The sequence below is a fragment of the Paenibacillus terrisolis genome (assembly GCF_056171975.1).
In genome coordinates, this window is record NZ_JBKFGG010000008.1 from 194739 (window position 1) to 208744 (window position 14006).

The following is a 14006-nucleotide window of genomic DNA, read 5'->3' on the forward strand; positions in this document are numbered from 1 at the left end:
ACCTTGCAGTCCCTCGAATATCTTCTTTATCCTTTGACAGCGCCCACGGTCAGCCCTTTCACAAAATACTTTTGCAGGAAAGGATAGACGAAGATGATCGGTCCGATCCCGACAATAGCCATGGCCATTCTCACGGTTTCTGTCGGAATCTTAGCCGTCTCGCTGCCTGCAACCGAGGTATCCACCATGCCGGAATTTAAATATTGGATATTGTAACTGACCTTATACATCAGATACTGCAGACTGACCAAATTATTATTGCTGATGAAGACCGAGCTGGTAAACCAATCGTTCCAATAGACGAGAGTTTGAAACAAACCGATCGTTGCCAGGACGGGAAGGGATAACGGCAGCACAATCCGGCCGAAAATACGGAACTCTCCGGCCCCGTCAATTTTGGCCGACTCAATCAGCGAACCGGGGATTGTGCTGGCAAAAAACGTCCTCATAATAATGACATTAAAAGGCGAAACGAGGTGGACGATAATCAGAATCCAAATCGTATCCTTAAGTCCGATGGCCGAATAAGTCAGGTACCACGGAACAAGCCCGCCACTGAAAAGCATAGTTAAGAAAACGGCAAACGCAATTCCGTTTCTCAGCGGCATATCCCTGCGGGATAACGGATAGGCAAGCAAGGCGGTCAGCAGCAGGCTGGTTATCGTGCCAAGGACCGTGACCAGAATCGAAACACCGTATCCGCGAAATATTTTATCGGCGTCCTCAAATAAATATTGGTAGGAATATAAGGAAAATACCTTTGGGATGATATTATATCCGCTTGTAATTACCGTTTGCTCGTCCGTAAACGAAACTGAAATCACCAGCAGCAGCGGATATAAACACACAATGCTGATCAGCGCGAACATCGCAACCAGAAGTACATTCGCCGACCGGGAAATCCGCGTGCTATAGTTATAAGTTTCTTTCTTGCCGCCTGTCTCGAAAGTATTCGGCACGGTCTCCATATGAGTTTCCATCTCTGTCTCCCCCTTAGTAAAGCGCGTTTTCTCTGCTTATTTTGCGCACGATGAAATTGGTCACCAGCACAAGAATAATGCCTACCGATGCCTGATACAGGCCGGCTGCGGCCGACATCCCGACATTTCCGCTAACCAATAAGGAACGATAGACGAAGGAGTCGATGACGTTCGTCGTCGGATACAACGCCCCGGTATTGAGCGGCACCTGGTAAAACAAGCCGAAATCCGCGCTGAAAATTCTGCCGATTTGCAAGATCACCATGACGATGATCACGGGAGCCATTAAAGGTATCGTAATGCCTCGAATCTGCTGCCATTTGGAAGCTCCGTCAATCACGGCCGCTTCATAATATTCCTGATCGATGCCAACAATGGCGGCCAAATATACCACTGTGTAGTAACCGACATTTTTCCAGAGATTCACCAGCGGCAGGATGAAAATCCAATATTTCGGCTCCGTGTACCAGGAAATGCTGGAGAAACCGAGAGGCTCAAGAATCGCTTTATTAATGTATCCGTAACCGCCAAGAAAGGCATAGGCTACATAGCTGACAACAACGAAGGACAAAAAATACGGAAACAGCAAGCTGCTTTGAAAAAATTTAGCCAGTTTCCGATTTTTCAATTCGTTTAGAGTGACCGCCAAAAAAATCGCTCCTACCGTGTTCAGGACGATAAACGCGGCATTATAAAGCACCGTATTCCGGGTCGCTATCCAAGCGTCTTCCGTCTGAAACAAGTACTTGAAATTTTCGATGCCGGACCATGCGCTGCCCAAAATTCCGTCGACAAAGTTATAGTTTTTGAACGCGACAATAACCCCGAACATCGGAATATAATTATTGATAATCAATACGGCTATCGGAGGCAGGATCATCAGGAACAAAGCCCGATATTTGATCAATTTCCGAAGGAAGCCTAGGGTACTTCCCATGAAGCCCACTCCTTTGCTGTCTTTTCCTTCATTGTAAAATCACCCCCCTATTTGTTGAATCAAATTATCTAAGGTATCATTAAAATTTCTATCTGGTTTAGGACGCCGCCGGCAAAAATAAAATACAGGCATCGCCGATGTTTCTCCGTTGGCGATGCCTGCAAATTCTTGACGCTTTCTATTGATTATTTTGCTCTATTTCCGCTGCTTGCTTTGCCGGGCAGACCAGCATCCGCTTTGGTTCCCCACGGTAAATCGTCTGACTGTCGCACAGAATTTGGCAAAATCCCGGAGACAGGATCACATCCACGCAATGGTCCCTGTGCGGGTAGCCGGTTATTGTAATTTCGCCTTCCTCAGGCGGCTGCGGGGATACCCATAGCTCCCCGTTCAGCTGCGGGTCGAAACCGGCCATGCCGAACAATACGGCCTCTACCCCCGCAAGTCCGGCAATGATATTGGCCCGCTTGTGGGAAGGGGCCATCGGACGGTCGCAGTAGTGCTCCTGCGGGTAATACGGCAGTTGTCTGCCCATCCAGAACAATCGCTTCAGAACATCCCATGCCAGATCGGAACGGCCGATTTCCCAGAGCGTCTGCGCCAGTACCGGTCCTTCTCCGGTATAGCTGCCGCCGCCCGACCAATCGGGATCATTCAGTTCGAAATGCACTTTGTCCTCTGCAGAAATACTGCTGATCCCATACTCGCCAAGGAAGGCTCCTTCCCGAAGATGTCCCAGCAGATCCGCTTCCATCTCCGGCGAGCAGACGCCCATCCGAAGCGAATCATAGGCTTGGATGCTGTAGACATATTCCACATGGCCGTTTGGATAAATGCACTTGAACCAGCCCTTGTCCACATCCCACAGATGCTCCCGTATCGCTTTCCGGATCCGCTCCGCCTGATCGCGCCATTCCGCCGCACCTTCTAGTTTCAGGTGGTCCGCCATCTCGGCCAAACGATCATAACACCAGGCACGCTCTGCATTCGGGCTGGAGACGACATGCTGATGGGCTGCGCTGCGCATTTCCAGCAGATTGCGCTGATCGCCGTAATCCAGCAGATCGCCCCAATGCGGCAGCCGCTCCTCGTCTTTCTTAAGCAAATCCCGCATGATCGGAAAGAGCTCCCCGATAGTTCCATGCTGCGTCATCACGCACCAGGCAAGATTGAAAAATGACCAGAGACTGTAACTATACGCGCCGTCCAGCCCTTTGCCGTCGGGAGCAAACCGGGAATGGCGGTCTATCCCGCTATGAGCCATCAGGCGAATGAGTTCAATGGACTTCTCCTTCCCGAGCAGCAGGTTAAGCGTTTTGCCCGCATAACCGCCGGTATCCCAAGGATAAGCGCAGATCCCCGCCCCTTCCATGCCGGCCACGGCGGGAAAAGGCTGTATGGCAAACTCCGGCTTATACCATAAGCACACCATGCCGCTTAACAACGCGCGCCGATAATAATCCTCCAAACCCGGAATATCGCTCCGAAGCGTCGGAACATACCGGCCGGCCTGCTCCAAACGCTCCCGCCAAAACGCGCTCGCGGACTTCCCCCATTGATCAAAGACAGGGTTCAGGGCTGGGCTCTCCCCTTTGCGGGACATCAGGACCCCGAAGTGCACCGTCCTCTCTTCACCCGGATTCAATTCGAATCCGGCCGCCGGGTCGGACAGCAGCGAGAGTCTTACCATGCCGTTCTCCCAAACCGATTCCTCCAGCTTCCGGGCAGCTTCTCCCAGCGGAGGAAACACAAAATCCCAGCGGTCCAAAGGGACAAGATTAGGGCTGCCGGGAGTCAGAATAGGCGACAATAAAACGTCCAGCTTCCGGTTTGTCCTGTTCTTTACGCTCACGGCAAGCATGAAACCCGGACGGTCGGCAAAGGGCGACAGCTCGCTGCGAACCGCAAGGGAAATCAGTTTTTCCTGCACAAAATAGTGGTACGTTCCTTCTCTTTTAATCCGGTCCGGCCGCCATTCACTGGCGGCATATAACAGGCCGCAATCGCCTTTTCCCATATTGCCCGTATCCTCGATCAAATGTCCGTCCGCCGTGATTTGCACTTGCAGGACAGAATCCCTGGCCGCAAAGGGTGGCGAATACCAGCCGTTTACCCCCATGACCGTGTTCACCAGCGGCGCGACTGTCGCATAGCCGCTGTTCACGGCGATATAATTGGGAGGCGCCGTGCTTTTCCGCAAATCCAAAGCAAATTCCTCTAAATCGTATGCCATATCTATGTGCACCTGCTTTTCCATTTGGTATAAAAGAAGCCGGCAATCCGATTGCCGGCCCCCTTCGTATTGCCTGTATCCTGATTACACTCGCTTACTGTTTGGTCTTCAGAAACTCGTCAACCTGCTTTTGCTTCTCGGCGATGACTTTATCGAGTCCGGCCTTTTTCATCTTGTCGATGAAGATCGGCAGATCTTTCTCATAATCCAATACGCCCGTGCTCAACCCGTCAATATAAGAATTGTAAATATTCACAATGGCCGCTTCTTCATTTTTGACGGGCTCTGAGTTATACATGAAACCTACGATGGCGGAAGGTGTTGCCGAAGCATTAAAATCCTTATATTCATCCCATTTTTTCGGGTCTTCGTTATCCCACAAATAGTTAAGGAACTGGTTGCCGAACATATAGTTGTTGCCCGGCGCATATCCGGTCTGCCCGGACGTCATTCCATCCGGAACTTTGATGGTTTTATCATCGACCATCGTATAATGTTTCCCCTCAACGCCCATAACCAGCGTGTTTAAAATCTTGGTGTCGGTATGCAGCAAATTGATCAGCATCATGGCCCGTTCAGGATTTTTGGAGGTTCTGGAAATAGCGGTCATTGCGCCGCTTAGATCGCCGCTCGCTGTATAGGGCTGGGTTAATACGACCTGTACGACCGGATGCCCCCATTGCTGGCTGAGCACCATGTCCTTGCCAGGAGTCAATTGCTGCCATTGAGCAAAAATCGTGCCCGCTTTATTGGAAGGTCCCGCATCCTTTTGCGTTGCCGGGTCCTTTTGGAAGTAGCCTTTCCGGTTCCATTCCTTCATCAGCTTCAGCATATCCGTCATTTCCGGAGTTTCCCATTGGTTAACAACCTTTGTCGATCCGTCCATTTTGACGGCGCCTGGGACCGAAGAATTGCCGATCATTTCGTAAGGAATGAGGGTAATGGTGTTCTTTCCGCCCCACATCGGAGTAATGCTCGGTTCTTTCTCTTTGATCGTCTGCAGCATTGGCTCCAGATCCTTAAGCGACTTGATGGAGCTGATGTCGAATTTGTATTTGTCCACCAGATCCTTGTTGAGCACAACCCCATATTCGCTGGCCATTTCTTTCTCTACGGGAATCGCGTAGTTTTTGCCGTCTACGGCCGTTCCCGTTAGAAGCAGCGGATTTATTTGAGCTTTCGTTTCTATGGCATATTGGTCAATCAGAGGGGTCAAATCGAGAAACGCCCCTTTGGCCACGTTGCCGTTGAAGTTATCCCAACCGGCAGTGAACAAGAGATCGAACGGTTCGCCGGAGGCCGACATCAGATTGATTTTTTGCGACCAGTTTCCCCAGTCGACTGCATTGATTTTGACGGTTGCATTGATCTTATCTTTCAACAGTTTGTTCAATTCCTCTTCTACCAGCGCTTTGTCCTGCTGCTCGGTACCCGGATAATAAATGGATAACTCGACCGGATCTAGAGCGGCGGAGTCGGATGATGATGATGCATTCGTTGCATTTCCGTTTCCGGTGTTATCCTTCGGTTGATCGGCGCTGGAATTTCCGTTGCTGCCGCAGCCTGCAAGCACCATGGAAGTCACGAACACGGTTAACATAAGCGTCCGTACCATCTTCTTCCAATGATTCATTTTGATGTCCTCCCTTTTTGTGGTTCGTATGATTGGCTTTACAGGTTTGATTGTAGGCGCTTACGGAATGGAACTGAATAAAATAATCTATGGTGACCTTTCATTTTCTATTGCGTTTCCTTCATCGGATTTCGGGGATCAAAAGATGGATTCACAAAATTTTTAAGGCTGATCAACTGCTTTGAAATAGCGTCGTTTAAAGAGTTGTTATACTGAAACGTCAGACTGTTCAGTACTTCCTCCGGCGTGCGGATCCCCTGAAGAATCTCCCTGTATGCCTTCATACGGGCCGTTTCCCCCATGTTTTTCGGAGAGAAGGGCGTCGGAATGTTTTGCAAAATAAACTTGGGTTCCCTTGGATACGGCGATTCCTCCGAACCGGGAAGAAATTCGCTGAATTGGGGCAGCCCCGCTTGGTATTGCGGCTCGTCCGTAACTCCTTTAAGCGTCGGTATGGCGTCTCCTTGCTTGTACAGCTCCCCGAGAAACTCAGGGGATAAAAGAAACTTCCACAGCTCAACCGCTTCTTTCTTGTGCTCGGTATACGCGTTGATCGCAAAAGGAGGCTCCGGAAATTCCATCAGCTTGCCCTTTCCCTGATCGTCCGGCTTCATAAGCGGCGGCATAGCGATTCCCCAAGCAAACGGCAACGGCTTCATGCGGCTCAGCATGGCATAATCATGATTGGACACGAGCATCATTCCGATATTGCCTTCGGCGAATTGCGTTAAGGCGGTATCGCTCTGCAGCGAAGTTTCCCCCGGGAACAGCCCCCCCTCTTTCTTCATCGCCAGCATAGTGTCAAACCAAGGCAGATACACGTTAAAATCATATTTGCCGGTAGCAAAGTTATAATAGTACAGCCCGCTGTACGTTCCGCTTATTTCCAATGCCTTCTGAAACGTTTCGTCCTCGCCGGCCGGAAGCGCAAACCCGTATTTCCGGTATCCCGTTCCGGCAAGCGTAATTTGATTGGCGGCGTCTCTTAACTCCAGCAGCGTTTTTGGGGGAGCATCAGGATCCAGGCCGGCATATTTCAGCAAGTCTTTATTATAGATCAGACGCAGAGTCATCATGTCGGAAGGGATCGCGAAAAAATGCTTGTTATCTTTCGTGTAATTAACCGCCCATTCGGGAAAATCGCTCGTAAAAGTATCGTCCACTGCTTCCGATAAGTCCATCAGCCAGTTTTTATATATATAGGTGGTCAGCCAGCCCGTCCCGATTTGAAACACATCCGGCCCTTCACCGGACGTCATCCGCATGTTGAGAAAGTCGTCATATTGATCCCTCGGCAGATTCAGCAGTTCCACGTCGGAACCTGGGTGGCTGTCATTAAATCGGGCAATCAGGTTCTCCAGTGTTTGGTCATCCGAATACGTTCGAACGGCCAACGTCAAATGAATGCCCGAATCGTCGCCGGGCGGCTGCTGATTTACTTCCTGAAAGTCTTTGTGAAGGCGGCTGCACCCCGGCAGAATAAAGGCGATCAAACTCGCCAGAAACAGCCCTGCTGCCACGTAACGAAACCTTTTATTCATTTTTAGGTTTCCTTCCTTTATAATGATGTCTAGCAGTTCGCATCCTTGTCCAAGGGAGACTTGCTCATGCTTCGAAAACTTGCCGCCTACCTTCCATTTAACAATGTTAGCCTCAAGTACAGACTCTTGTTATATTTTTTATTCCTTGTCATTCTGCCTACCTCCATTATATCTATTACCATCTATAATGAATCCTATCGGACGATCCGGGAAAATATCAATACCGCCGTACAAAAAAATCTAAACATGGTAGAAACCATGTTTATCAATAAATTCGAAGAGATGGACGGACTGGCGGACTCCATCTATTTAAATCCCGAAATGATCGACATTCTTTCCTCCGACCGCCCGAATGATCAGGTTGCCGTAGTCAATGAATTGACGAATCTGGACAAAATCGTCAGCAGCTACGTTTTGTCCAGCGACCACAACATGCGGTATGTGCCAAAGCTTTATATGCTGGACAGACCCGAATACCAGCTCTATAATTTTTCCCGTAATGTATCTACCATCAGCCAGATTGAAAGGGATGACTGGTATGCCGACCTTCCCCAGAAATCCCGCTATACCATCGTTGGGCCGCATGCCGTAACGGGTTCCGCGGAGAACTATACGAGGACGATCATGCTGACCAAGAGATTGTTTGCTTTAAACAATATCACCATTCCTTACGTGGGACTGCTTACGGTTGAGACGGACATCAATAATTTCACGACCATGTTGAATCAACTAAAGCCGTCGGTTAACAGCAGCATCCTTATCGTAGACGACAAAGATAATGTAGTCGTTAGTCCGGATACTTCGCTCCTTCACAAAAACTTGGCTTCCGAATCCTATTTCCGGCAATTGGCGAGCGGGCAAAGCCGAAGCGGCTCCTTCGAGGAAATCATTCAGAGCAAATCCATGTTGGTATCGTATCAAAAAATCGACGCGGTCAACTGGACGATCATCTCCGTCTCTCCGATCAGCGACCTCAACGGGAAGCTCATCGCCATCCGCAGAGTTATGTACTTGGTAATGGCCTTATGCATGGTTTTGGCATTTTTGATCGCACTCGTTCTGTCTAACAACATCACCAGTCCGATCCGCAAATTCATCAAATCCATGTCTTTTGCGCAGGAAGGTAACTTCGACATTGTCATCCATTATAAACGCAAGGACGAATTTACGTACTTGTTCAGCCAATATAATAAGATGATAAAGCAAATCAAAGAGCTGATTAATAAATTATACATTAGCGAAGTCAAGAAGAAAGAGGCGGATTTGAAAGCGCTTCAGGCGCAGATTAACCCGCACTTCCTGTACAATACGCTTGATTCGATCAACTGGATTGCCCTGCGTCACCATGTTCCCGAGATCAGTCAGATGGTGACCTCATTGTCGGACTTTTTCCGCTATAGCTTAAGCAAGGGCCGCACCATCATTCCGATTGAGGACGAATTCAAGCAGGTTGAGAGCTACCTGTCGATCCAGAAAATCCGGTTCAATGAACGACTGGAATATTCCATCGATATTGATCCCGAAGTATACGGCCACTACTCGGTCAAGCTCATCCTGCAGCCCCTGGTGGAAAACTCTCTGGTCCATGGAATCGAAAAGCGGCGCGGAAATGGGAGCATCTCCATCCGTGCCCGCAAAGAGGGGGACTGGATAGTCATTGATATCAGCGACAACGGTATCGGTGCGGATATCAACGAGCTGAATGAAATGCTGCAAAACGACAGCAACAGCAATTCATTCGGCTTAAAAAATGTGAACCAACGGATTAAACAAGTGTTCGGTCCGAAGTCCGGCCTGCAATATCGCCTTCATGAAGGCCCAGGCGTGACGGCGACCGTGAGATTTCCTTGCATTACAACCTTGGAGGGACTGGAATATGACGTTCAAGATGATCATAGCTGATGACGAAGACAATGTGCGGGAAGGCCTGAGGGATGTCGTCCCGTGGGGTGAAATGGGTATCGATGTCATAGCGGTGGCCGCTGACGGTCAGGAAGCCCTTGATCTGTGCCGGAACCTGAAGCCGGATATTCTGCTGACGGACATCCGGATGCCGATGATGGATGGCCTGGAGACCGCCCTGAAGCTGAAGGAGTTTCATGAGCAAGTCCGGATCATCATTATCAGCGGAGTGCAGGATTTCAACTATGTCAAAACCGCCTTGCATCTGCATGCTGACGGTTATATTCTGAAACCGATCAAAATCCCCGAGCTGCAGGACGCCGTAAATAAAGTAGTCGCTTCTATCACCATGGAGCGAAATCGTGATGAGCATGAGCAGAGGTTAAAACAGCAAATGCAGGAGAATCTTCCTACGCTGCGCGAGAAATTTTTGACCAATTTAGTGCAGGGAATGTACAAAAGTGAGCAGGAAGTGAAGGATAAGCTGGCTTTTTTCGACTTGCCCCTTGAAATGATCGGTTTATGGCAAGCAGCCGTATTTCGGATCGATGATTACGAGTTCGCCATCAAGCGTTACAACGAAGAATATAAGCAGTTGCTCAGCTTTTCCATTTTTAATATCATGGAGGAGGTCGTCAATCGAAGCCGGAACAGCGTTACTTTCTCCATGAACGAAAATGAGTTCGTCGCGATTTTCAGCCAGGCGGTTCTGGACAACAACCAACTGCTTGAGCTATGCCAGGAAATTATAGGTTGTATCAATCGATTCCTGAAAATTGACATCTCCGCAGGCATCGGCAATCCGGTTTCCAGTATTCTTGAACTCTACCGTACTTATTACGAAGCTTGTTCAGCTATCGAGTATAAATTTTTCACGGGCAAAAATTCCATTCTGCAAATCAGCGATTTCAAGACGGAACGAGACGGATGGGAGTTTCCCCTGGTATACGAAGAACAGAACAAGTTGTTCAATTTCATGAAGATGGGACAACAGGAGGAAGTGGCCGGCAAACTGAGCGATATTTTCAATTCCATCTGCTCCAATCGCAACTGTCCGGTAGGATATGTGCAGAGCATTTGTATCGAGCTCATCAACCTGGCGTCCAAAACATTATTCGAGCTAGGTGAAAACTTGGATCAGATCATAGATAACTTTCCTTCTATGTTCAATGAAGTGTACAGCAAACGTGACGCTTCCGATCTTCAAAAAATGATGCACGAGTTCTTCCGCGATTTGACCGGCTTCTTCGCACAAAAGCATAATCAGAAGAACAGCCACATGATCAAAAAAATCAAAGATATCATAACAAAGCGATATATGGAGAATCTGACCGTCGCACGGTTGTCCGAAGAAGTGTTCCTGTCTCCGAACTACATCAGCCTCATTTTTAAGCAGGAAACGGGCGAGAATATCACCGAGTATATTACGAAAGTGCGGATGGAAGCAGCCAAAGAACTATTAAAGGATTTTGACCTTAAAATTTTGGAAGTCGCCGAGATGGTTGGATACGAAAATGCCACTTATTTTAGTACGGTGTTCAAAAAAATGGTCGGCATGCACCCGCAAAAATACCGTTCTCTATTTGCTTCTATGGACTGATGGAGAACTCCAATTTTATAACCTGGTAAGCCAGCTCCCAAATAGAAGCCGGGGAAAAATTCCCCGGCTTCGTCTATTTCACAAACTCAATCCGAATCTCTTCAGCTCTTTAAAAATCCCCTCCAGCCGCCGGCCCTTTTCCGTCAACGTATATTCAACGCGAGGCGGCACCTCGGGATAAACCTTTCGCTTCAGAATGCCGTTCTCCTCCAGCTCTTTGAGGCGCAGCGAAAGCGTCTTCGGACTAATGCCGTCCATCGATCTCAGCAGATCGCTAAAACGCAGCGTCCCTTCGATCAGCAGATCCCGAATGATCAAAAATGTCCATTTTGTTCCGATGACATCCAGTGTTTTCGCAATAGGACATGGTTCGCCCGGCGTTCCTTTAGTGAGTTCGATAGCCTCCGTTACGGTTTCCACATATTTTCCCCCCCGAAATGTTTGGCTGTATTTTCCTCATCATATCACATTACTTCCCTAAGGGAAACTATATGAATTAAATATCACTACTTCCCTAAATGAACTAACTGTATCTATAATAGCGACATAAATGAATATCCGCAGCAACGTTGGAGATGCAAGAGCAAAATAAACTGAAGGAGTGGATTTTCGTGGCAAATATACTTATTATCAACGGGCATCAAAAATACCAATCGGACGGAAGGCTCAACCGCACCCTCACTGAACATATAGCCGGCTATTTGAGCAGCCGAAGCCATGAGGTGATAACCTCGGTGCTGCAAAACGGGTATGACATTCGGGCAGAGCAGGAGAAATATCTCTGGGCGGATATCGTCATTTACCAGACTCCGATTTACTGGTTTAGCGTTCCCGGGCTGCTAAAAACCTACATGGATGAGGTTTTCGCTTACGGCACTTTTTATCAAGGCACGGGCGAATACGGGAGAGGCGGTTTGCTGGCCGGCAAAAAGTATATGTTCTCCACAACTTGGAACGCGCCGGAACAAGCCTTCAACGACCCGACGAAGTTTTTAAAAGGGGCCGGTTTGGAGGATGCCTTAAGCCATTTGCACCGCGTTCAGGAATATATCGGCATGCAGCCGCTCAAAAGCTTCGCCTGCTTCGACGTGATCAAAAATCCGCAAATCGATAAATACATTTCCGAGTTGGAAGGGCATCTGCAAAAAGTACTGGTTGTATAAAAACAAATTGAAATCCGGAGGGATAACCATGTTGGACGGACAAAAAATCGTAATTATCGGCGGGAGCTCGGGGATTGGATTCGAAACGGCGAAGCAGGCCCTAGCTCTTGGCGCGGAAGTTATCATCGCCAGCCGCTCCGAAGAGAAACTTCGCGCGGCGAAAAACTCGTTAGGGACGAACACAACAATTTACTCGCTGGATCATCGGGATGAACGGCAGGTACAGTCGTTTTTCGAAAAGGCCGGTTCTTTCGATCATCTGGTCGTCAGTGCGGCGGAAACGTCGGGCGGGGCTTTTCTCGATACCGATAGCGCCGCTGCGCGCCAATTGTTCGAGAACAAATTTTGGGGGCAATTTTACGCGGCCAAATACGGCGCTCCGCACCTATCGGCAAAGGGTTCCATCACCCTCTTCTCCGGCGTCGTCGCTTATAAATCGATGATCGGCTCGGCGACGCTTGGCGCAGTCAATGCCGCCGTTTCGAATCTGGGGCAAACCTTGGCTCTTGAGCTCGCTCCGGTTCGAGTGAACGTCGTTTCGCCAGGCATCATCGACACGCCTTCCCGCAGCGGAATGCCCGAAGAAGCGCGCAGCAAGTTCTATGAATCCGTGGCCGGCACGCTCCCGGTTAAGCGGGTCGGAACAGGGGAAGATGTCGCTCAGGGCGTGCTGTACCTGATCCAAAACGGCTTTGTCACCGGAACCGTATTGCATGTGGAAGGCGGGCATATTTTAAGCTGAAAATGGTTCATATCAAATATTGGAGAGGCTTTAAGCATCCGATTTCCGTGATTAATACCGACGCTGTCATTGACTCGTTTGAACCCATCCGGTTTCGCTCCCCTACAGCGTCGGTGTAACATCAGCATAGCATCCACCATCAGTGGGCATCGCCATAACACGACATAGCATCCTTTCAAGCATCCCCGATCGTGTTCGGCAGTAAAATCGTCGCCCGTCCCCCGTAACGAATCGTATTGACGTTATTCCCTCAATTTTCGGCGATTTCCCGACCTAACGGACTCCACAGTCGCTATTTATCTCCAATGACCTCAAATCAGCCCATTTTCCCCTAAATAACGTCTCTTAGATCCGTTAGAATTGTAAACCGCCCTTTTTCGGGCAAATAACGTCTCTCCAGTCCGCTACAGCTCCTTTTTCTTGGACAACCTCCTCTTCCTTTTGTGCTGGAGCGCCAGTTAGGCTGGAAGGATAACCATTCAAAACAACCACACCAGCACGCCCACCACGATGATTGCCGGGAGCAAGTTCGCCACCTTAATTTTGGTTAACCCGAGGATGTTGGTACCGATTGCCACGATCATGATGCCTCCGGCCGAGGTCATTTCGAGGATAAACTCATTCATCAGAGCATCCGGCACAAAACGCTGAATTTGCATGGCAAACAAAGCGATCAGACCTTCGTACAAGAACACCGGAACTGCGGAAAAAGCTACGCCGATGCCCATCGTCGATGTGAGCATGCAAGCCATGACGCCGTCCATCAGAGATTTGGTGAACAACACGTCGTGATTGCCGCGGATGCCGCTATCCAGCGCTCCCAATATCCCCATCGCCCCGACGGCGAAAATCAATGTTGCGGTAACGAATCCTTGGGCAATCTGTCCCTGTTCTGCCGAACCTACCTTTGTCTCGAGCCATTCCCCCAAGCGGGTCAATTTGTTTTCAAGGGCAAGCAGCTCGCCAATGATCGCGCCAATGACCAGACTCGTGATGACAATCAGAAAGTTTTGGGTTTTGAGACCCATCTGGATCCCCAATACTGATACGGCCAGCCCCGACACCTTAATCACCGTGTCTTTGATGCTCTCGGGAATCCGATGCAGCAGACGCCCGATCAAACTGCCCGCCACGATGGCTAGTCCGTTTACTAACGCTCCCGTTAAAACCATTTTTATCGTTCACCTGTCCGTTTCCGATTATGTATGCATGAAGCGAATAACCAAGCCGCTATCGGCTGAGTCATGGAAAGTGTACAGGACTTGCCTTGAAACT

The 14006-nt window shown here is 49.1% G+C and carries 11 protein-coding genes; 4 read left to right on the top strand and 7 right to left on the bottom strand.

Annotation, left to right across the window (positions count from 1 at the left end; all coding sequences use genetic code 11):
• Positions 1 to 26: 26 nt before the first annotated feature.
• The 5 genes from ACI48K_RS10145 to ACI48K_RS10165 form a co-directional block, all read right to left on the bottom strand.
• Positions 27 to 980 (bottom strand): carbohydrate ABC transporter permease, encoded by a 954-nt coding sequence (locus ACI48K_RS10145; RefSeq protein WP_475027486.1) that lies wholly within the window; start codon positions 978 to 980, stop codon positions 27 to 29.
• Positions 981 to 993: 13 nt separating this feature from the next.
• Positions 994 to 1917, bottom strand: coding sequence for an ABC transporter permease (locus tag ACI48K_RS10150; RefSeq protein WP_475027487.1), 924 nt, complete (start codon positions 1915 to 1917; stop codon positions 994 to 996).
• 178 nt (positions 1918 to 2095) lie between these two features.
• A complete protein-coding gene (locus ACI48K_RS10155; protein ID WP_475027488.1) occupies positions 2096 to 4150 on the bottom strand; it encodes an MGH1-like glycoside hydrolase domain-containing protein in 2055 nt (684 codons plus the stop codon).
• A gap of 94 nt (positions 4151 to 4244) precedes the next feature.
• Positions 4245 to 5783 carry an ABC transporter substrate-binding protein gene (locus ACI48K_RS10160; protein ID WP_475027489.1) on the bottom strand — a complete coding sequence of 513 codons (1539 nt, stop codon included), beginning with the start codon at positions 5781 to 5783 and terminating at the stop codon, positions 4245 to 4247.
• 107 nt (positions 5784 to 5890) lie between these two features.
• Positions 5891 to 7324 (bottom strand): ABC transporter substrate-binding protein, encoded by a 1434-nt coding sequence (locus ACI48K_RS10165; RefSeq protein WP_475027490.1) that lies wholly within the window; start codon positions 7322 to 7324, stop codon positions 5891 to 5893.
• 66 nt (positions 7325 to 7390) lie between these two features.
• On the opposite strand from ACI48K_RS10165, the gene ACI48K_RS10170 reads away from it, so the two are divergent.
• Both ACI48K_RS10170 and ACI48K_RS10175 read left to right on the top strand, forming a co-directional pair.
• Positions 7391 to 9226: a cache domain-containing sensor histidine kinase gene (locus ACI48K_RS10170; RefSeq protein ID WP_475027491.1), complete on the top strand. Its 1836-nt coding sequence runs from the start codon at positions 7391 to 7393 to the stop codon at positions 9224 to 9226.
• Positions 9201 to 10826: a response regulator gene (locus ACI48K_RS10175; protein WP_475027492.1), complete on the top strand. Its 1626-nt coding sequence runs from the start codon at positions 9201 to 9203 to the stop codon at positions 10824 to 10826. Before ACI48K_RS10170 ends, ACI48K_RS10175 begins: the two co-directional genes overlap by 26 nt.
• 78 nt (positions 10827 to 10904) lie before the next feature.
• Here the strand turns inward: ACI48K_RS10175 and ACI48K_RS10180 are convergent, their stop codons facing one another.
• Positions 10905 to 11246: a winged helix-turn-helix transcriptional regulator gene (locus ACI48K_RS10180; protein WP_475027493.1), complete on the bottom strand. Its 342-nt coding sequence runs from the start codon at positions 11244 to 11246 to the stop codon at positions 10905 to 10907.
• A gap of 191 nt (positions 11247 to 11437) precedes the next feature.
• On the opposite strand from ACI48K_RS10180, the gene ACI48K_RS10185 reads away from it, so the two are divergent.
• Positions 11438 to 11989, top strand: coding sequence for an NAD(P)H-dependent oxidoreductase (locus ACI48K_RS10185; RefSeq protein ID WP_475027494.1), 552 nt, complete (start codon positions 11438 to 11440; stop codon positions 11987 to 11989).
• Positions 11990 to 12017: 28 nt separating this feature from the next.
• On the top strand, positions 12018 to 12731 hold the full coding sequence (locus ACI48K_RS10190; protein ID WP_475027495.1) for an SDR family oxidoreductase: 714 nt from the start codon (positions 12018 to 12020) through the stop codon (positions 12729 to 12731).
• A gap of 479 nt (positions 12732 to 13210) precedes the next feature.
• On the opposite strand, the gene ACI48K_RS10195 is transcribed toward ACI48K_RS10190, so the two are convergent.
• Positions 13211 to 13903 carry a DUF554 domain-containing protein gene (locus ACI48K_RS10195; protein WP_475027496.1) on the bottom strand — a complete coding sequence of 231 codons (693 nt, stop codon included), beginning with the start codon at positions 13901 to 13903 and terminating at the stop codon, positions 13211 to 13213.
• Between the last annotated feature and the right edge of the window lie 103 nt (positions 13904 to 14006).

What these genes read in the sequence shown, in the direction of transcription:
- ACI48K_RS10160 (WP_475027489.1), bottom strand. Translation starts at nt 5,783, where the DNA reads ATGAATCATTGGAAGAAGATGGTACGGACGCTTATGTTAACCGTGTTC.
- ACI48K_RS10195 (WP_475027496.1), bottom strand. Translation starts at nt 13,903, where the DNA reads ATGGTTTTAACGGGAGCGTTAGTAAACGGACTAGCCATCGTGGCGGGC.
- ACI48K_RS10190 (WP_475027495.1), top strand. Translation starts at nt 12,018, where the DNA reads ATGTTGGACGGACAAAAAATCGTAATTATCGGCGGGAGCTCGGGGATT.
- ACI48K_RS10170 (WP_475027491.1), top strand. Translation starts at nt 7,391, where the DNA reads ATGCTTCGAAAACTTGCCGCCTACCTTCCATTTAACAATGTTAGCCTC.
- ACI48K_RS10175 (WP_475027492.1), top strand. Translation starts at nt 9,201, where the DNA reads ATGACGTTCAAGATGATCATAGCTGATGACGAAGACAATGTGCGGGAA.
- ACI48K_RS10155 (WP_475027488.1), bottom strand. Translation starts at nt 4,150, where the DNA reads ATGGCATACGATTTAGAGGAATTTGCTTTGGATTTGCGGAAAAGCACG.
- ACI48K_RS10145 (WP_475027486.1), bottom strand. Translation starts at nt 980, where the DNA reads ATGGAAACTCATATGGAGACCGTGCCGAATACTTTCGAGACAGGCGGC.
- ACI48K_RS10150 (WP_475027487.1), bottom strand. Translation starts at nt 1,917, where the DNA reads ATGGGAAGTACCCTAGGCTTCCTTCGGAAATTGATCAAATATCGGGCT.
- ACI48K_RS10165 (WP_475027490.1), bottom strand. Translation starts at nt 7,324, where the DNA reads ATGAATAAAAGGTTTCGTTACGTGGCAGCAGGGCTGTTTCTGGCGAGT.